This is a genomic window from Streptomyces sp. NPDC094143 (genome assembly GCF_040303825.1).
Classification (GTDB): domain Bacteria; phylum Actinomycetota; class Actinomycetes; order Streptomycetales; family Streptomycetaceae; genus Streptomyces.
The window spans coordinates 15,090-32,624 of record NZ_JBEOTZ010000012.1 but is presented as its reverse complement, the minus strand read 5'-3'; the positions used below and the strand labels follow the sequence as shown (position 1 = coordinate 32,624).

18 protein-coding genes are annotated in these 17,535 nt (G+C 72.4%); 8 read left to right on the top strand and 10 right to left on the bottom strand.

Annotated features, from left to right (window positions below):
* Nucleotides 1–57: 57 nt before the first annotated feature.
* A complete protein-coding gene (locus ABTZ58_RS17550; RefSeq protein ID WP_351356812.1) occupies nt 58–1,638 on the bottom strand; it encodes an acyl-CoA mutase large subunit family protein in 1,581 nt (526 codons plus the stop codon).
* A 137-nt stretch (nt 1,639–1,775) separates the two neighbouring features.
* Here ABTZ58_RS17550 and ABTZ58_RS17545 point away from each other — a divergent pair, with 137 nt between their 5' ends.
* Nucleotides 1,776–2,615, top strand: coding sequence for a L,D-transpeptidase family protein (locus ABTZ58_RS17545; RefSeq protein WP_351356808.1), 840 nt, complete (start codon nt 1,776–1,778; stop codon nt 2,613–2,615).
* Nucleotides 2,616–2,772: 157 nt separating this feature from the next.
* On the opposite strand, the gene ABTZ58_RS17540 is transcribed toward ABTZ58_RS17545, so the two are convergent.
* From ABTZ58_RS17540 to ABTZ58_RS17520, 5 genes are all read right to left on the bottom strand, one after another.
* A complete protein-coding gene (locus ABTZ58_RS17540; RefSeq protein WP_351356805.1) occupies nt 2,773–3,927 on the bottom strand; it encodes an extensin in 1,155 nt (384 codons plus the stop codon).
* Complete coding sequence (locus tag ABTZ58_RS17535) at nt 3,927–4,601, bottom strand: RNA polymerase sigma factor (protein WP_351356802.1); 675 nt, start codon at nt 4,599–4,601, stop codon at nt 3,927–3,929. Before ABTZ58_RS17535 ends, ABTZ58_RS17540 begins: the two co-directional genes overlap by 1 nt.
* 688 nt (nt 4,602–5,289) lie before the next feature.
* Complete coding sequence (locus ABTZ58_RS17530) at nt 5,290–5,496, bottom strand: hypothetical protein (RefSeq protein ID WP_351356799.1); 207 nt, start codon at nt 5,494–5,496, stop codon at nt 5,290–5,292.
* Between the two features lie 53 nt (nt 5,497–5,549).
* On the bottom strand, nt 5,550–6,557 hold the full coding sequence (locus ABTZ58_RS17525) for a hypothetical protein (protein ID WP_351356796.1): 1,008 nt from the start codon (nt 6,555–6,557) through the stop codon (nt 5,550–5,552).
* A 162-nt stretch (nt 6,558–6,719) separates the two neighbouring features.
* The gene (locus ABTZ58_RS17520; RefSeq protein WP_351356793.1) at nt 6,720–7,337 is read right to left on the bottom strand and encodes an RNA polymerase sigma factor; all 618 of its coding nucleotides are present in this window, start codon (nt 7,335–7,337) and stop codon (nt 6,720–6,722) included.
* A gap of 304 nt (nt 7,338–7,641) precedes the next feature.
* Here ABTZ58_RS17520 and ABTZ58_RS17515 point away from each other — a divergent pair, with 304 nt between their 5' ends.
* Nucleotides 7,642–8,805 (top strand): peptidoglycan recognition protein family protein, encoded by a 1,164-nt coding sequence (locus ABTZ58_RS17515; RefSeq protein ID WP_351356791.1) that lies wholly within the window; start codon nt 7,642–7,644, stop codon nt 8,803–8,805.
* Nucleotides 8,806–8,807: 2 nt separating this feature from the next.
* On the opposite strand, the gene ABTZ58_RS17510 is transcribed toward ABTZ58_RS17515, so the two are convergent.
* From ABTZ58_RS17510 to ABTZ58_RS17495, 4 genes are all read right to left on the bottom strand, one after another.
* Complete coding sequence (locus ABTZ58_RS17510) at nt 8,808–9,203, bottom strand: hypothetical protein (protein WP_351356788.1); 396 nt, start codon at nt 9,201–9,203, stop codon at nt 8,808–8,810.
* 132 nt (nt 9,204–9,335) lie between these two features.
* Complete coding sequence (locus tag ABTZ58_RS17505) at nt 9,336–9,890, bottom strand: hypothetical protein (protein ID WP_351356785.1); 555 nt, start codon at nt 9,888–9,890, stop codon at nt 9,336–9,338.
* Nucleotides 9,891–9,998: 108 nt separating this feature from the next.
* Nucleotides 9,999–10,505, bottom strand: coding sequence for a hypothetical protein (locus tag ABTZ58_RS17500; RefSeq protein WP_351356782.1), 507 nt, complete (start codon nt 10,503–10,505; stop codon nt 9,999–10,001).
* A gap of 96 nt (nt 10,506–10,601) precedes the next feature.
* Entirely contained in the window at nt 10,602–12,191 is a 1,590-nt protein-coding gene (locus ABTZ58_RS17495) for a beta-N-acetylhexosaminidase (RefSeq protein WP_351357235.1), read from the bottom strand.
* Between the two features lie 301 nt (nt 12,192–12,492).
* Between ABTZ58_RS17495 and ABTZ58_RS17490 the strand changes: the two genes are divergently transcribed.
* The 6 genes from ABTZ58_RS17490 to ABTZ58_RS17465 all read left to right on the top strand — a co-directional run bounded on the left by ABTZ58_RS17490 (nt 12,493) and on the right by ABTZ58_RS17465 (nt 17,379).
* Entirely contained in the window at nt 12,493–12,966 is a 474-nt protein-coding gene (locus ABTZ58_RS17490) for a 2-oxo-4-hydroxy-4-carboxy-5-ureidoimidazoline decarboxylase (protein ID WP_351356779.1), read from the top strand.
* A 218-nt stretch (nt 12,967–13,184) separates the two neighbouring features.
* Nucleotides 13,185–13,565, top strand: a complete 381-nt coding sequence (gene sdhC / locus ABTZ58_RS17485; RefSeq protein WP_037670267.1) for a succinate dehydrogenase, cytochrome b556 subunit — start codon at nt 13,185–13,187, stop codon at nt 13,563–13,565.
* 5 nt (nt 13,566–13,570) lie between these two features.
* Nucleotides 13,571–14,053, top strand: a complete 483-nt coding sequence (locus ABTZ58_RS17480; RefSeq protein WP_351356775.1) for a succinate dehydrogenase hydrophobic membrane anchor subunit — start codon at nt 13,571–13,573, stop codon at nt 14,051–14,053.
* Nucleotides 14,054–14,072: 19 nt separating this feature from the next.
* Entirely contained in the window at nt 14,073–15,827 is a 1,755-nt protein-coding gene (gene sdhA, locus ABTZ58_RS17475; protein WP_351356772.1) for a succinate dehydrogenase flavoprotein subunit, read from the top strand.
* Nucleotides 15,827–16,606, top strand: coding sequence for a succinate dehydrogenase iron-sulfur subunit (locus ABTZ58_RS17470; protein ID WP_351356769.1), 780 nt, complete (start codon nt 15,827–15,829; stop codon nt 16,604–16,606). Before sdhA ends, ABTZ58_RS17470 begins: the two co-directional genes overlap by 1 nt.
* Before the next feature lie 152 nt (nt 16,607–16,758).
* The gene (locus ABTZ58_RS17465) at nt 16,759–17,379 is read left to right on the top strand and encodes a Uma2 family endonuclease (RefSeq protein ID WP_351356766.1); all 621 of its coding nucleotides are present in this window, start codon (nt 16,759–16,761) and stop codon (nt 17,377–17,379) included.
* Nucleotides 17,380–17,535: the final 156 nt, after the last annotated feature.

Below are 17,535 nucleotides of genomic sequence, written 5' to 3'. Positions count from 1 at the left end.
GAGTGTCGCACGGAGCCCTGGGCTCCGGACCCGGTGCTCACCGGCTTCCGCCGCCGCTCAGAAGGCGTCCGAGGGGACATACGCCCCCCAGACCTCCCGCAGCGCCCCGCACACCTCGCCCACCGTCGCCCGGGCCCGCAGCGCCTCCCGCATCGGATACAGGACGTTGTCGTCGCCTTCGGCGGCCTTCCTCAGGGCGGTGAGGGCGGTGGTGACGGCCTGCCGGTCGCGTTCGGCGCGCAGGGCGGCCAGGCGTTCGGTCTGCCGGGCCTCGATGGCCGGGTCGACCCGCAGCGGCTCGTAGGGCTCCTCCTCGTCGAGCCGGAAGCGGTTGACACCGACCACGACCCGCTCGCCGGAGTCGGTCTCCCGGGCGATGCGGTAGGCGTTGCGCTCGATCTCGCCCTTCTGGAAACCGCGCTCGATGGCCTCGACCGCCCCGCCCAGCTCCTCGACCCGGCCCATCAGGTCGAGCGCCGCCGCCTCCACGTCGTCGGTCAGCCTCTCCATGACGTAGGACCCGGCGAAGGGGTCGACGGTGGCCGTCACGTCGGTCTCATGGGCCAGGACCTGCTGGGTGCGCAGGGCGAGACGCGCGGATGTGTCGGTGGGCAGGGCGATGGCCTCGTCGAAGGAGTTGGTGTGCAGCGACTGGGTGCCGCCCAGCACCGCCGCCAGCGCCTGGACGGAGACGCGCACCAGGTTCACCTCCGGCTGCTGGGCGGTGAGCTGGACCCCGGCGGTCTGGGTGTGGAAGCGCAGCATCAGCGACTTCGGGTTGCGTGCCCCGAACTCCTCGCGCATCACCCGGGCCCAGATCCGGCGTGCGGCGCGGAACTTGGCGACCTCCTCCAGGAGCGTGGTGCGCGCGACGAAGAAGAACGACAGCCGCGGCGCGAAGTCGTCCACGTCCATCCCGGCCGCCACCGCCGTGCGTACGTACTCGATGCCGTTGGCCAGGGTGAAGGCGATCTCCTGCACGGGCGAGGCACCCGCCTCGGCCATGTGGTAGCCCGAGATCGAGATCGTGTTCCACCGCGGCAGCTCCGCCCTGCAGTACTGGAAGATGTCCGCGGTCAGCCGCAGCGACGGCTTGGGCGGGAAGATGTACGTGCCGCGGGCGATGTACTCCTTCAGGACGTCGTTCTGGATCGTGCCGGTCAGCTGCCCGGGCCCGGCCCCCTGCTCCTCGGCGACCAGTTGGTACAGCAACAGCAGGACGGCCGCCGGGGCGTTGATCGTCATCGACGTCGAGACCCGCTCCAGCGGGATCCCGCCGAACAGCACCCGCATGTCCTCGACCGAGTCGACCGCCACGCCCACCCTGCCGACCTCGCCGTGCGCGAGCGGCGCGTCGGAGTCGTGGCCCATCTGCGTGGGCAGGTCGAAGGCGACCGACAGCCCCGTGGTGCCGTGGGCGATCAACTGCCGGTAACGCGCGTTGGACTCTGTCGCCGTACCGAACCCGGCGTACTGGCGCATCGTCCAGGGCCGGCCGGTGTACATCGTCGGGTACACCCCCCGCGTGTACGGGTACGCCCCCGGCTCCCCCAGCTTCTCGGCCGGGTCCCAGCCGTCCAGGGCCTGCGGCCCGTAGACCGGCTCGATCGGCAGTCCCGACTCCGACTCGCGTGCCATGGTGGATGCCTCCCGGAAGCAGTGACCTCGCTCACCACCATGCCCTGTGGTTCGCGGCGGGTCACGCCCGGGGAACATCTCAGGTGACATCCGGGCGGACCGGTGAGACGACGGGGGGCCGTGTGCGTACCACGGGCATGGGGAGATCGACAGCGGCAGCGGTCGCCGTGCTGGCCGCGCTGACCGGCTGCACCGTGCAGACCCCCGGCGACGACGGCAAGGGCCGCTCGCCGGTGCGCATCGAGCTGCCCGACGGCACGCCGTCCCCCGCGCGCAGCCCCGCCGGCGGTGGCGAGGGCCGGCCGAGCGCCGCCCCGCCCTCCGGGGACACGCCCCGGGCCGCGCCCCGCGTGCTGTGGTCGCGCGGCGACACGGGCCGGGACGTCCGCGAGCTCCAGGCGCGGCTCCGGCAGGTCGCCTGGCTGTTCGACGGCCCGACCGGGACGTACGACGGGGCCACCGAGCGGGCGGTCAGCGGCTTCCAGGGCAGGCGCGGGCTGCCGCGCACCGGGCGGACCGACACCGTCACCTGGGAGCGGCTGCTGCGGATGACCCGCGAGCCGGGCCGCTGGGAGCTGTATCTGATGGGCGGCCAGCCGGCCGATCCGCCGGATGCGCGCTGTCGCGGCGGCCGGGTGCTGTGCATCGACAAGACCAGCCGGACGCTGCGCTGGATGGTCGACGGGCGGACGCTGTCGACGATGGCCGTCCGCTTCGGCTCGGAGTACACACCCACGCGGGAAGGCGTCTTCTCCGTCTACTGGAAGTCCCGCGACCACGTGTCGACGCTCTACGACTCCCCCATGCCCTACGCCCTGTTCTTCAGCGGCGGCCAGGCCGTGCACTACTCGGCGGACTTCGCCGCCCGGGGCTACGCGGGCGCCTCGCACGGCTGCGTCAACGTCCGGGACGAGGCGGCGATCGCGAGCCTGTACGCGCAGGTGCGCAACGGCGACAAGGTCGTCGTGTCCTGGTGAGACGGGGGAGAGGGGTTCGGGGCGCGGGCGGGACCGGGGGAACGTGTCCCGCCCGCGCTCAGGTGCACGAGCCGTAGGTACGGGGGGAACCCCGGCTCCGTGCGACGGCCGATGACCAGTCGGCTCACTCATTACTGCGCCGCAGCGGCCGAAAACGTCACACCCTCGGCCAAGGGTTTTTCACGGAGGACGAAACCGCAGGTCGCAGGGGTGCAAGGGAGTGCCCGGCGCGGCTGTGGCCGACGCCGCCCGCGACGTCGGCCGTCTTCACCCCGGCCTGCGGCCCCGCCTTCCGGTCGGCTTTCCGGTCGGCTTTCCGGTCGGCTTTCCGGTCGGTCTTGCGCTCGGCCTTCCCCTCCGCCTTGTCCGCCTCGCTGTCCTGGCCGCGGTCCCGCTGCCCGTCCCGGCCCTTGCCGTGGCCTTGCCCTTGCCCCTGTCCCTGCCCTTGCGCTTGCCCCTGCCCTTGCCCCTGCCCCGTGTCCTTGTCGTCCGGCTCGCCGGAGCGGGGGCCGGCCATCAACAGGACGCCCTTGCAGTACTTCCACACGCGCGTGCCGCCCGCCGCGTTCCGCAGGACGCGCGTGCGGTCGTCGTCCAAGTGCTTGCCGTCGCGCAGGTCGCGGCAGGCCCGGGCGATCGCCTCGCGGCTGTCGGGGCGGTCCTCCCGGGCGTCGCCCTTCCCGGTGGTGTCCTCGCGGGTGCCGTTCCGTCCGGGGTCACCGGCGCCGCCGGTCGCGGCGCTGTCCGGGGCGTCGTCGCCGGGAGCACCCTCGCCCTGCCCGGCGCCGGTCGGCGAGGGTGAGACCAGGGGGCGCTCGGGAGGAGTGGTGGCGGCCGAGACGGAGGCGCCGGGGTCGGTCTCCTCGCCGCCGAACGGCGCCCCCAGGACTCCGGTTCCGGCCACGACGGCGACTGAGCCGACGGTGCCGACGGCCAGCGAGGCGGCCAGCGCCAGGCCGGCCGGACGGACCCGGCGGGAGCGCCGGACGCCACCCGGGCCGCGGCCGCGCGCGCGGCCGATCCGGACCAGCCCGGCGTCGGCGGTCCCGGCGGGGGCCTGATCACGGATGGCGGCCAAGGCGGTCGCCGCGTCGGCGCGTTCCTCGCGGGCCTTGCGGAAAGCGGCTACCGCGGCGGCCTCACCGGGCAGTTCCTCGCTGGTCGGCGGGGGTGGCACGGACAGCGCGCCGAGTGTCCTGGCGAGCCGTTCGGCCTCGCCGCGGTGGGCGCCGTCGACAGCTTCCGGTGGCTCTCCGCTCAGCAAACGCTCCGCCGTTTCGCGGTCCAGCCACCTGTACTGCTCGTCGGCCATCACACATCCTTCTGCGTCCGCGCAACGCTGTGCGTCACACCTGCGGACGTCACCGCACCGCCACGCGGTTCTCGCTGGGGCGGCAGGGCGTCGAGCACCCCGGCCGATTCCGGATCGGCCTGAGGATTGTCGCCCAGCAGCTCGGCGAGCCGCTTCAGGCCCCGGTGCGCCGCCGTGCGGACCGCGCCCGGGCGCTTGCCGAGCGTCTGCGCGGCGGTCTTCGCGTCGAGCCCCACGACCACGCGCAGCACGACCGCTTCGGCCTGGTCCTGCGGCAACCGGGAGATCAGGGAGAACGTACCGTCGGTGGCGAGCGCCTCGATGGCCTCGCCCGCGGTGTCGCACTCGGCGGCGCGGCCGGTCAGTTCCGTCTCGTCACCGCCGATGGCGGGCCGCCGCCCGCGCATGCGTATGTGGTCCAGCGCGCGGTTGCGGGCTATCCGGGCGGCCCAGCCGCGGAACCGGTCCGCGTCGCCGGTGAACCGCTCCAGGTCCCGGGCTATCTGCAGCCATGCCTCGGACGTCACGTCCTCGGCGTCGGGCTCGCCGACGAGCGTCCGTACGTATCCGAGCAACCGCGGGTGCACGGCGCGGTACACAGTACGGAACGCGGTCTCATCCCCGTCCTGTGCCGCACGCACCGCGGCGGTCAGCTCCGCGTCGTCCCCCAGCACCGCGTGCCCTTCTGCGCCTGAGCCGGCGCCGCTTGCCGCGGCCCGGGTTCTCGCCGTCGTCGTTCCTCGTTGATCATTGCGGTTCACAAGCCCGCAGGTGGTTGCGGTGGTCCTGCTGCCTCCGGTGTGGCGCGAAAGGCACGTTACGACCTGAAACCACTCGCCGTCCACGTCCCCCCGAGATGCAACGAAGCCGTGACACGGAGGGGTGTGACAGAAAACGCACACCGGACGCTGTAGGAAGTACGGGCCGCCGCGCGGCCCGTGCCGCGCGACGGCCGGGGCCTCTCCTGTGGGGGGTGGCGGCCCTGGCCGTCTCCGGCGGCCGGCCGGACGGTTCCGATCCGCAGGAGCCGCGCAGCCGGATGAGAGCTGCATCACAACTGCCGGACCGCCGCGGGATCTCGACCGCGTCCGGACCGCGCCCGGCTTCAACGGCGCAGCGCTTCCACGGGCGGGACGCGCGATGCCCGCCTCGTGCCCACGAGCCCTCCGACGAGGCCGAGCGCCGCGGACTCGGTCAGGAACTTCTTCTCCCTCGGGTTCCAGCCCAGGTCGCTCGTTGAGGGCCTCGGCGCGTGCGACGCCCGCGCGGACGGCCTTGGGAAGGCGCAGTCCTTCGGTTCCGCGGCGTACGCAGCGGAAGTCAGCGCCTGTGACTGCGGGAGCGCCACGACGGCGGTGGCGCTCACGTGCCCCTCTTCCCGGAATGCCCGGAACGCCCGGAACACTCGGGTGCGGTGGTGCGGCGGCGTTCGGCGACGGCGATCAAGGCGAGCGTCAGCTCGAACACCGCACAGACCGTCATCACAGGTGTGAGGAAGTCCGGGACGGCCGCCGTGCAGGAACCACCCGACGACAGGCGGCAGTCGAGGGCGGATGGCAGGTAGGACACGCGGCAGCCGCTCACCTGCCCGTACGGCTCGCCAGGTCACATCGCCGACCGGGTCAGGGACGGCCGCGGTCGTCGGGGCGCTGGGTCCGCCCCTCAGTGCGAGGCTCTCCGCCGTCGCTGCCACGGCCGTTGCCCGCGCCACTGCCCCCGGCGCCCGCACCGTTCTCCGCGGCGCCCGCACCGTTCTCCGCGACGCCCGCACCGTTCTCCCCGGCGCCCCTGCCGTTGCCCCCGGCGCCCGTGCCCCGGCTGTCGCCGCCCGAGCCGTTGCCCGCGTTCCCGGGGTCACCGCCCGCGTTGCCGGAGCCGGGAGTTCCGCTGCCCTTGTCAGGTGCGGCGGTGCCGCCGGGCTCGTCCTGGGCACCGGCGGACCGCTCCGCGCAGTAGGCCGTGACGTTCCTCTCGCCGCCCGCGGCCTCGACGAGGCGCTGCCAGGCCGTCGCGCCCAGGGCCTTGCCCCGGCCGCCGGCCCGCTCGTAGGCGCGGCAGTGCGCCTCGGTGTCCCGAGCCGTGCCGGGGTGGTCCGGGCGGGCGGAGCCGGAGCCGGCCGGGCCGTCGGTGGCGCCGCCGGACGAGGGGCCGGGGGCGCGGGTGACGGCGGGTGTGCGGCCCCGTTCGCCGGGATCGTCCGTGGACGCCACCGAGCCGATCGCCGCCACGGCGACACCGCCCAGCGTGAGACTGGCGAGCAGCACGGAGAGGGTGGCCCTCAGCGAACGCCCGCGAAGCCGGCGCTCCCGGGAGCGCCAGTCGTCCCGGCGGCGGGTGCCGGCCCGGTGCGCGCCCGCGTCCCGGGCGGCCCGGAACGCGGCGACGGCCCGCTGCTCGGCCTCGGCGTCGATGCCGTCGCGGATGAGAACGGCGGCGAGCAGCGCCTCCAGCTCGGCCTCCCGCAGGGCCGGGGAGGAGCCGGGGCGGCCCGGGCTGCCGGGCCCGGCGGTCCGGGCGTGGCCGGCGGGCCGTTCGCCGGTGTCCGGCACGGCCCGGCGGGTGTGCGCGGAGTCCGCGGGGTGCACCTGCCGACGGCCGGGGAGCCCGCCGTCGCTTCGATGTTCACCCATGTCCGGTTCCGTCCCTGCTCGATCCACGCGTACCGCACGGCCGGCCGTGTGCCCACGACCCGGCCGGCCGGCCCGGTGACCCGGGCCCCATCCATACGTCTCGCCCGTCCGCCCTGTTCAGGGCGGCGGCCCCGGCGGCTGCCCCCGGGCCGCCGACGCCGTTCATTTCGACTCCCCCAGCGTCCGGCGCGCCTCATCCGTCACACCTTCGACGCCCAACTGGGCGGCGAGACGTTTCAGCCCCCGGTAGGCGGCGGTGCGCACCGCCCCCGGCCGCTTGCCGAGGACGCGGGCGGCGGCGGGGCCGTCGAGTCCCACCACGACCCGCAGCAGCACGGCCTCGGCCTGGTCCTGCGGCAGTCCGCCGACCAGCCGCAGGGCGTGCGCGGTGGACAGCGACTCCAGTGCCTGGTCGTGCGTGCTGTGCGGCCCGGGCAGGTCGAGGACGTCCTGTTCCAGCGCGGAGGACCGGGGCCGTACGCGCTGGCGGCGCAGGTGGTCCAGCGCCCGGTGCCGGGCGATGGTCGCCGTCCAGCCCCGGAAGCCGGCCCCGTCGCCCTCGAACCGCCCGAGGTCCCGGGCGATCTCCAGCCAGGCGTCGGAGGCCACGTCCTCCGCGTCCTCTCCGACCAGGCCGCGCAGGTAGCCGAGCAGGCCCGGCTGCACGATCCGGTAGGCGACCGCGAAGGCCGCCTCGTCACCGTCCTGGGCCCGCGCGACGGCCGCGCCCAGTTCCCCGTCGTGCGCCTGCCCGCGCCGGGGTTCCCCTCCCTGGCCCAAGAACCGTCCTCGTCCGTACCGAGCGCGGCGCGTCCGTGCCACGTCCTCCACGCAGATCAGCGCCGGGCGGCCGAGAAGTGTCACAGCGGACCGGCCGTCGCACCCCCGAGGGCGGGCAGAACCTGACGCCGTGACACCCCGAATCTCCGCTTGAGGACAGGGCCCGGTGCGCGCGGTGCACGGGGCCCTTCGGTCGTCCTCCGTTCGCCGGATTTCTCCCGGCGGGCGAACGGACGGCCCCGGCAGGCGGGAAGGACGGTCAGGACATCCCGCCGCCCCGCAAGTGGACCGGAGACGAGCCCTCATGACACGCCTTCTGCTGCGCACCGCCGTCGTCACGGCCCTGGCCCTCGGCGCCCTCGGCCCGGCCCGGCCCGCTCTCGCCGCCTCCTCCGACGGCGTGCACACCCTGCGGGTGCCGGACGGCGACCCGCACGACAGGGCCCTCGCCCCGCGCACCACCGAGCCGTTCAGTCTGCTCGGCATCACCTGGGACGACCCGCACGAGGCCCTGGACGGCACCGCCCACGTGCGCACCCGCTCACGGGACAGCGGTGCGTGGAGCGCGTGGCGCCCCCTGGAGACCGATGCGCGGATGCCCGAGACGGGCCCCGACCGCGCCCGGGCCGGAGTGCGCGGCGCCACCCAGCCGCTGTGGGCGGGGCCGTCGGACGGCGTCCAGGTGCGCGTCTCGGGCGAGCGGCTGCCCGAGGGGCTGCGCGTCGAACTGGTCGACCCCGACGGCGGACCGGACCACGCCGTGCACGTGGTGGAGCCGGGCGTCGTCCCCCCGGCCGCCGGACCGCTCGCCCCGGACCGTCCCGCCGTCACGGACCGTTCGGCCTGGGGCGCCGACGAGTCGCTGGTGAAGGACCCGCCCACCTACACCGGCGACACCAAGGCGGTGTTCGTCCACCACACGGCCGGCACCAACGACTACGCGTGCTCGGAGTCCGCGTCGATCGTGCGCGGCGTGTTCCTGTACCACGTGATGAGCAACGGCTGGAACGACATCGGCTACCACTTCCTGGTCGACAAGTGCGGCACCGTCTTCGAAGGCCGCGCGGGCGGCATCGACAAACCCGTGCTCGGCGCGCACGCCTACGGCTTCAACACCGACACCAGCAGCGTCTCGGTGCTCGGCGACTACTCCGCGATGACCGCCAACGCCGCCGTCCGGGAGTCGGTCGCCAAGGTCGCGGCGTGGAAACTCGGCCTGTACGGCATCGACCCGACCGGCACGGTGGTGCTGACCGCCGGGGCGGACAACGGCAAGTACGAGCTGGGCGAGAAGGTCACGATGCACCGCATCTCCGGCCACCGCGACGGCTACCCGACCGAGTGCCCCGGGCAGCACCTCTACGACGACCTGCCCCAGATCCGCACCCTCGCCGGAGACGCCGGCAACCCCACCGAGCCCGCCCCGCCGCAGACGGACCCGTTCGCGCCGGAGCCGTCCGGGCGCTGAGGCTACGGCCGGGACGTGCCGCTCACCGCGTCCCGGCACAGCAGCCGCAGCGAGCCGTGCCCGGCGTAGGCGCGGCGGGCCTCGTCGATCGGGTCCCACAGGCGCCCGTCGGGCGTGCGGATCCAGTGGTCGCCGCCGCTCGCCCACCACTCGGCGCCGGCCTGACGCGCCATCACCTCGCCCGCGTAGGCGCCGAAGCCGCGCAGCACCGTCTCGACGGCGGCGAAGGGCGCTCCCTCGCGCCGGATCTCCTCGATCATCCGGTCGACGCTCCACAGACTCTGCGCCGAGTAGTCGAGGCGCAGCCGTGCCCCCTCGCGCATCGTCGCCACTGTGTCCGCCGCCCACCGCAGGGGCTTCGCCGCCGCCGACGGCCTGGTCTCCGCTTGAGTCGTCACATCCCCAAGAGCGCTCAGGAGAAGCGTTTCGTCACCCGGATCCCGGCGGCTGCCCCGAAGCGGCGCAGGACCGCCCCACCTCACCCGGAGGACGGTCACAGGACTCTCGCAGGATCGGGGGTTTGGCCTGTCTCAGCCCTGCTGCCGGTTGCGGCGCGACACCACCGCGCGCAGCACCCGCCGCCCCTCCGTCGACACCTCAAGCGCCCGGCGCAGCCCGGCCTGCCCGTGTCCGGCAAGGACCTCCAGGACGACGACCTGCCGGCGCAGTTCGGCGGCGACCAGGGGCGACATGCCCTCCGTACGGCCCTCGCGGCGGGCGGAGACGGAGGAGGTGCCGTCCTCGGAGGGGTCGAGGAGCCGGTGGATCTGCAGGGCGGCGACGGAGCAGGCGTCGGCCCACACGCGCACCGCGGCGGCGGACCGCTCGGCGGGAGCGGCCCGCAGCATCCGGTGGGCGAGCACGACCGCCTCGTCCCCGTCGTCGACGGCGTCCAGCTTCGCCCGGGCCTGCTCCAGCCGCTCGCCCCACTCGGCCGCGCCGGCGCCGTCGGTGAGGCTCGCCCACAGCGGCCGCAGGGTCTCGTCGTCGCCGCCCAGCAGGGGCACGCACCGATCCAAACAAGCCAGACCGCTCGCGGCCAGCCCGCGTTCGTCGGCCTGTGCGATCAACTCCACCAGGCTCATCCACGCCTCCCTCCGCGGACCGTCTCCGGGGCCCTGCCAGGCCGCTTTCAGCCCATACCCCTCACGGAACCCGCACTTCCCCTTACTGCGTGCGACGGCCCCGGAGTGTCACAGGGGCACCACGCCCAGCCTGTCGAGGAAGCGGAACAGCAAGTTTTCGGCCAGGGGATCGGGGTCTGACGTGAGTACGTCCAGGAGGGCCCCGGCGTCCACCTCGTGCCCGGCCTCGGCGGCCCAGCGCACCGCGCGCTCGGCGGCGTCGTCCGGTTCGAGGAAGTAGTCCTCCAGCGTCAGGCCCTCCTGCCCGGCCCCCAGGTACCCGGCCATGGCCGCCCGGGCGAGGCAGGTCGTCCACGCCCCGCTCTCCGGCGCGGCGGCCTCCAGCACCACGCACTCGCTGTTCATGACGTACCCGAACAGCGCGGGCGCGCCGGTCTCGTCCGCGAGGGCGTTCATGTTCCCCACGTCGCCCTCGCCGCCCGGGTACTCCCAGACCTGCCATCCGTCCGGTGCCGAGGTGTGGCGCGTCATCCGGTCCGCCGCGCCCGCCAGCGCGTCCAGCCCGGCGAGCGGCCGCTCCCCCCGGCCGACGACGAAGTATCCCCAGTAGCCCATGTTCCGGTTCCCCCCGGCATATTCGATTCGGCTCGCGTCAGAAGACCACCACAGCCGTACGGGCGTTCGCAGCCGTATGGGCCAATTCGAGCGGACTCAGCCGAGCCTGTCCGCGAGCGCCCGGAACTCGGCCCAGGACAGTTCGGGCCTGTCCGGGTCCCACAGTTTCTGCACGGTCGCCCGCAGCGGCAGCCGGATGCCGGCCGCGACCTGGGCTTGCGTCTGGGAGTTCGCCAGGTCGCACCAGACCGCGAAGGAGCCGCCGAGGATCTGGCCGTCGTAGCGCTCCGGGACGGCCGCGGTGCCGCGCAGCACGCGTGGCGTCCACTGTTCGTAGATCCGCTGCCCCGTCGGATAGACGAAGGTCTGCGGCTCGCCGAGCACGTAGTACAGGAACTCGTCGTTGTAGTTGATCACCTTGCGGCCGGCCTGCAGGTACTCCAGCGGCGGCCGGGCGCCGATCTCCTTGCCCGTCCAGTAGGCGACCTGGATGTCCTTGTCGGCCTGGACGGAGCCGCCGCGGAAGAAGCCGTCGTTCCAGGCGCGCGGGACCCGCTGGTGCCCCCGCACGGTGGCGGCCCGGTCGTTCAGCCAGCCGGTGGTGAGGTCGGCGATCGTGGCGCCGGAGCCGTACTTCTCCCGCGCGGCGGCGGCCAGCTGCGGGAAGGACGCCTCCGGGTCGGAGCGGACCAGCGCCTGGTACTCGTCGGCGCCCAGGTGCCAGGGCCTGCCGGGGAAGAGGCCGGCGTACTCGTTCAGCAGGTCGTCGACGATCTCGGCGCTCCGCGGCTTGGAGATGTCGATGGCGCCCTGCACCGCCGACCCCTGCGCGGTGCGCAGCTGCAGGTCGGGGTGGGCGTCCAGGACCGCGCCGAGGTGCCCGGGCGAGTCGATCTCGGGCACGACGGTGATGTGCCGGCTCTCCGCCAGGTCGACGATCCTCCGCACCTGCGCCTTGGTCAGGTGCTGCTCGGAGACGACCTCCGGATGCGTGTCGGACTGGATCCGGAAGCCCTGGTCGTCGGAGAAGTGCAGCCCCAGCTCGTTGAACTTCAGGTCGCCCAGCTCACGGATCCGGTCCTCGATCCAGCCGGCCGTGAAGTTCTTGCGCGCGATGTCCAGCATGAACCCGCGCCGCTCCTTGGCCGGCTCGTCGCGCACCACGCCCTCGGGGGCGGTGCCGCCGTCGTGGGTCTCCTGCTTGAGCGTGCGGGTGCCGTAGAAGACACCGGCCTCGGCGGGCCCGCTGATCTCGACGCGCCCGTCGCGCACGGTCATCACGTACGACTCCGGGTTGGCGCCCTTCTTCGCCGCCAGCGACAGCCGCACATCCCCGTCCCGGTCGTCGTCCTTCTCACCGGCGTAGGTCAGCCCCAGCTCTCCGGCGATCAGCCGCCCCTCGTCGGCGAGCGCGGGGTCGTTCACGACCACGCGCTCGCCGTCCCCGGGCTTCCAGCCCGGGCCGCGGGCGGGGGTGTGGTCGCGCACGGCGGGGATCGTGCGGGGCGTTTCGGACAGGGCGTAGGAGCGGCTCGGGCTCGTGCCCGGTTCGGTGGTGGTGGGGGCCGCCGCGGCCCCGCCGGGGGTCGATCTCGCTTCCGCCCCGGTGGACCCGCCGTCGCCGCCCGAGGCCGCCCACAGCCCCAGACTCACCCCGGCCGCGACCACGACCAGGGCTACCGCCATGGCCACGACCAGCACCTGCCGCTGTCTCACCTGCTTCGCCGAAGCCCGGCGCCTGTGCTGACTCACACGCCCAACCTAAGACCCGGCACGCCCCGGCGCGCGTCCACACGCGTCCACCACGCGTTCCGAAACTCTCTCCCCCGGGTGAAATTCGGGCATCCGTCGGACACGCCGTGGTCGCACTCGATAGCGTGACGTCACAACTCTCACAACATTGCCCTGCCGACACACGTGACGCCCACGAGGACCCACGCTGCCCGCGCACCGTCTCCCAGACCTCCCCGGCCGACTGGCCATACCGGTGGAGCACTTCAACGCGGCCTCGGCGGAGGACCTGGAGCAGACCCTCCTCGCCTGCCTGCGCAGCCGCCGCTGGGCCCGCCGCGTAGCGGACCACCGCCCCTACCCGGACCTGGACTCCCTGCTGGCCGCCGCCGACGAGGCGGCCTACGACCTGACCTGGGCCGACCTCACCGAGGCGCTGGCCGCCGAGCCGCTGCCCACGCTGCCGCCGGACACGTACTCCGCGGCCCACACGGCCCTCGACGCGGCCCACGCCGCCTACGAGGCCCGCTTCGGACACGTGTTCGTCATCTGTCTGGACGGCCTGTCCCCCTCCCAGGTGCTCGACCGCATCCTGGAGGCCATCCGGTCACGATTGACGAACGATCCGGAGGAGGAGCGGGCGGTGACGGCCGAGGAACTCCGGCGCCTGGCCAGGGGACGCCTACTGGCTGCCCTCAGGGGCGCGGGGAACTGCGCGATCAGCCACTGACGGCCCGCACCCGGCACCACAGGACGCCGCACGGCGCCGGGCCGCACTAGCCCACCCGTACCCCTTTGCGTGCCAGTTTGATCACACCCAGGGACCCCCGCTCAGCCCAGCGGCAGCGCCTCGCTACGATGCTGGGGGCCGGTGGACCGTACCCGGCCGGGCCCGACCGACAAGGAAAGCCGGCGCGGCCCCAATCACCGCTCCCGGAGGAAACTTCCGTGCCGGCTGGAACGCTGTACCGCGGCCGGGAAGGAATGTGGTCCTGGGTGGCTCACCGAGTCACCGGCGTCCTCATTTTCTTCTTCCTGTTCGTCCACGTGCTGGACACCGCTCTCGTGCGGGTGTCCCCCGAGGCCTACGACAAGGTCGTGGCCACGTACAAGACGCCGATCGTCGCGCTGCTGGAGTACGGCCTCGTCGCCGCCATCCTCTTCCACGCGCTCAACGGCCTGCGTGTCATCGCCGTCGACTTCTGGATCAAGGGCGCCCGCTACCAGAAGCAGATGCTCTGGACGGTCGTCGCCCTGTGGGTCGTGCTGATGCTCGGGGCGATCTACCCCGTCCTCGGCCACGCCGCTCGTGAACTGTTCGGGAGCTGACGCCAATGTCCACGACCGATAAGACCGCCGCAGGCGTCGGCCCCGTCGAGGGTGGCGCCGTCTACACCGTCGACAACCCGGCGCCCTTCATCGAGGCCCCGCGCAAGCGGACCAAGAAGTCTCCGAAGAGCACCCGGGGCAACTTCGAACTCGCCGCCTGGCTCTTCATGCGCCTGTCCGGCGTCGTGCTGGTCGTGCTGGTCCTCGGCCACCTGCTGATCCAGCTCGTGCTGGACGGCGGCGTCTCCAAGATCGGCTTCGCCTTCGTGGCGGGCCGCTGGGCGTCCCCGTTCTGGCAGGTCTGGGACTTGCTGATGCTTTGGCTGGCGATGCTGCACGGCGCCAACGGCCTGCGCACGGTCATCAACGACTACGCGGAGCGCGCGAACACCCGGCTGTGGCTCAAGGGTTTGCTCTACACGGCCACGGTGTTCACCATCCTGCTGGGCACGCTGGTGATCTTCACCTTCGACCCGAACATCCGCTAGGCACGGGGCTGCGAGAATCATGAAGATCCACAAGTACGACACCGTCATCGTCGGCGCCGGTGGCGCGGGCATGCGCGCGGCCATCGAGTCCACCAAGCGCAGCCGCACGGCCGTCCTGACGAAGCTTTACCCGACCCGCTCCCACACGGGCGCCGCGCAGGGCGGCATGGCCGCCGCGCTGGCCAACGTGGAGGAGGACAACTGGGAGTGGCACACCTTCGACACGGTCAAGGGCGGTGACTACCTGGTCGACCAGGACGCCGCCGAGATCCTGGCGAAGGAGGCCATCGACTCCGTCCTCGACCTGGAGAAGATGGGCCTGCCGTTCAACCGGACGCCGAACGGCACCATCGACCAGCGCCGCTTCGGCGGTCACAGCCGCAACCACGGCGAGGCCCCGGTCCGCCGCTCCTGCTACGCGGCCGACCGCACCGGCCACATGATCCTCCAGACGCTGTACCAGAACTGCGTCAAGGAGGGCGTGGAGTTCTACAACGAGTTCTACGTCCTGGACCAGCTGATCACCGAGGTCGACGGCGTCAAGAAGTCGGCCGGTGTGGTCGCGTACGAGCTGGCCACCGGCGAGATCCACGTCTTCCACGCGAAGTCCGTGATCTACGCCTCCGGCGGCTGCGGCAAGTTCTTCAAGGTCACGTCCAACGCGCACACGCTGACCGGTGACGGCCAGGCGGCCGTGTACCGGCGGGGCATCCCGCTGGAGGACATGGAGTTCTTCCAGTTCCACCCGACCGGCATCTGGCGCATGGGCATCCTGCTGACGGAGGGCGCCCGCGGTGAGGGTGGCATCCTGCGCAACAAGGACGGCGAGCGCTTCATGGAGAAGTACGCGCCGGTCATGAAGGACCTCGCGTCCCGTGACGTGGTGTCCCGCTCCATCTACACGGAGATCCGTGAGGGCCGCGGCTGCGGCCCCGAGGGCGACCACGTCTACCTCGACCTCACGCACCTGCCGCCGGAGCAGCTGGACGCCAAGCTGCCCGACATCACCGAGTTCGCCCGCACCTACCTCGGCATCGAGCCCTACACGGACCCGATCCCGATCCAGCCCACCGCGCACTACGCCATGGGCGGCATCCCGACCAACGTCGAAGGTGAGGTCCTGGCGGACAACACCACGGTCGTCCCGGGCCTGTACGCGGCCGGCGAGGTCGCCTGCGTGTCGGTGCACGGCGCCAACCGCCTCGGCACCAACTCGCTGCTGGACATCAACGTCTTCGGCAAGCGCGCGGGCATCGCCGCCGCGGAGTACTCTCAGAAGGCGGACTTCGTCGAGCTGCCCGAGAACCCGGCGGACTTCGTGGTCGAGCAGGTGGAGCGGCTGCGCAACTCCACCGGCGCCGAGCGGGTGTCGGTCCTGCGCCGCGAGCTTCAGGAGACCATGGACGCCAACGTCATGGTGTTCCGCACCGAGCAGACCATCAAGACGGCGGTCGAGAAGATCGCCGAGCTGCGCGAGCGCTACAAGAACGTGGCGATCCAGGACAAGGGCAAGCGGTTCAACACGGACCTGCTGGAGGCCATCGAGCTGGGCAACCTGCTCGACCTCGCCGAGGTCATGGCCGTCTCCGCGCTGGCCCGCAAGGAGTCCCGCGGCGGTCACTACCGCGAGGACTACCCGAACCGCGACGACGTCAACTTCATGCGGCACACCATGGCGTACCGCGAGGTCGGCGCCGACGGCTCCGAAACCGTCCGTCTCGACTACAAGCCGGTCGTCCAGACCCGCTACCAGCCGATGGAGCGTAAGTACTGATGGCTACCCCTGTTCTGGACAAGGAAGACGCGGCCGGCAAGCCCGAGCCCGGTTTCGCCGACTCCCCCTACATCACGGTCACCTTCCGGGTCCGCCGCTTCAACCCGGAGGTCTCGGCGGACGCCACCTGGGAGGACTTCCAGGTCGAGATCGACCCGAAGGAGCGCGTCCTCGACGCCCTCCACAAGATCAAGTGGGAGCTCGACGGTTCGCTGACGTTCCGCCGCTCCTGCGCGCACGGCATCTGCGGCTCGGACGCCATGCGGATCAACGGCAAGAACCGCCTGGCCTGCAAGACGCTGATCAAGGACATCAACCCCGAGAAGCCGATCACCATCGAGGCCATCAAGGGCCTCACGGTGCTGAAGGACCTCGTGGTCGACATGGAGCCGTTCTTCCAGGCGTACCGGGACGTCATGCCCTTCCTCATCACGAAGGACACGAACGAGCCCACGCGCGAGCGGCTGCAGTCCGCCGAGGACCGCGAGCGCTTCGACGACACCACGAAGTGCATCCTCTGCGCGGCCTGCACCACGTCCTGCCCGGTCTTCTGGAACGACGGCCAGTACTTCGGCCCGGCCGCCATCGTCAACGCGCACCGCTTCATCTTCGACTCGCGCGACGAGGCCGGCGAGCAGCGCCTGGAGATCCTCAACGACCGCGACGGCGTGTGGCGCTGCCGCACGACCTTCAACTGCACGGACGCCTGCCCGCGCGGCATCGAGGTCACGAAGGCGATCGCCGAGGTGAAGCGCGCGCTGATCACGCGCCGCTACTGAGCCCGGCAGCCTGACCGAGAAGGCCCCGTCACCGCTGGTGACGGGGCCTTCTGGCATATGCCACACCATCGGATGAAGGCGGCGGAACGGGCCGCGGGGGCGTCGCCCGGCCTACGATGATGCTCTCGACACCAGCCCCCAGGAGGCACCTGATGTCCGCAGCTTCCGTCGAGCATCCCTTCCATGACGAAGAGCCGGTCACCCTGACGACCATCGCCGACGAGATCATGGAGCGCCATCCGGGCTACCGCGTCGAGATCATCGGAGGCCACCTCCTCGTGACCCCGTCCCCGGATGCTCCTCATGCCCGTGCCCTCACCGGCCTCATGATCCCGTTCATCGCCGCAGGCCTGCACGGCGCAGAGACCGAGACCCTTCAGAACGTCGGGCTGTGGCTCCCCACCGGCGCCGAGGACTACGCCATCCCCGACCTCGTGGTGGTGGACGCCGACATCGACGACCACCTCGTCGAGAACAACGCGTACGACCCCGCCTGCTTCCGTCTCGTGCTCGAGGTCACCTCCGGCAACTGGAAGGACGACCTCAGGACCAAGGTCGCCGCCTATGCCGAGGCGAAGGTGCCCGTCTACGTGGTGGTCGACCGCGAGCACCAGCGTCTCCACGTCCTGACCGATCCGGTGGGAAGCGGCTACGAGAACCACCGCCCGCACGCCCCCGGCGAGCTCGTCACCCTCCCCGACTCCATCGGCGCGAAGGTGACCCTCGACGTGGCCGAGATCCTCAAGGCCGGCCAGGCGAGGACGAGCGACTGAGCTCGGAGCACCCCGTTGGTCAGGGAACAGACCTGAACAAGGGCCGTCGTCACCCAGCACAGCTGACCCACATCATTCCCTTACTCGTGTCCGCCTCGGGCCATGCCGTGGGAAAGAAATCCAGTCAACGCCGTCCGCAAGGTCCGCATCGAAATC

Excerpts from the sequence above, each read along its gene's own strand:
- ABTZ58_RS17495 (WP_351357235.1), bottom strand. The coding sequence starts at position 12,191 with ATGGCGGTAGCCCTGGTCGTGGTCGCGGCCGGGGTGAGTCTGGGGCTG.
- ABTZ58_RS17470 (WP_351356769.1), top strand. The coding sequence starts at position 15,827 with ATGGCTACCCCTGTTCTGGACAAGGAAGACGCGGCCGGCAAGCCCGAG.
- ABTZ58_RS17540 (WP_351356805.1), bottom strand. The coding sequence starts at position 3,927 with ATGGCCGACGAGCAGTACAGGTGGCTGGACCGCGAAACGGCGGAGCGT.
- ABTZ58_RS17505 (WP_351356785.1), bottom strand. The coding sequence starts at position 9,890 with ATGAGCCTGGTGGAGTTGATCGCACAGGCCGACGAACGCGGGCTGGCC.
- ABTZ58_RS17500 (WP_351356782.1), bottom strand. The coding sequence starts at position 10,505 with ATGGGCTACTGGGGATACTTCGTCGTCGGCCGGGGGGAGCGGCCGCTC.
- ABTZ58_RS17550 (WP_351356812.1), bottom strand. The coding sequence starts at position 1,638 with ATGGCACGCGAGTCGGAGTCGGGACTGCCGATCGAGCCGGTCTACGGG.
- ABTZ58_RS17515 (WP_351356791.1), top strand. The coding sequence starts at position 7,642 with ATGACACGCCTTCTGCTGCGCACCGCCGTCGTCACGGCCCTGGCCCTC.
- ABTZ58_RS17480 (WP_351356775.1), top strand. The coding sequence starts at position 13,571 with ATGTCCACGACCGATAAGACCGCCGCAGGCGTCGGCCCCGTCGAGGGT.
- sdhA (WP_351356772.1), top strand. The coding sequence starts at position 14,073 with ATGAAGATCCACAAGTACGACACCGTCATCGTCGGCGCCGGTGGCGCG.
- ABTZ58_RS17465 (WP_351356766.1), top strand. The coding sequence starts at position 16,759 with ATGTCCGCAGCTTCCGTCGAGCATCCCTTCCATGACGAAGAGCCGGTC.
- ABTZ58_RS17525 (WP_351356796.1), bottom strand. The coding sequence starts at position 6,557 with ATGGGTGAACATCGAAGCGACGGCGGGCTCCCCGGCCGTCGGCAGGTG.
- ABTZ58_RS17545 (WP_351356808.1), top strand. The coding sequence starts at position 1,776 with ATGGGGAGATCGACAGCGGCAGCGGTCGCCGTGCTGGCCGCGCTGACC.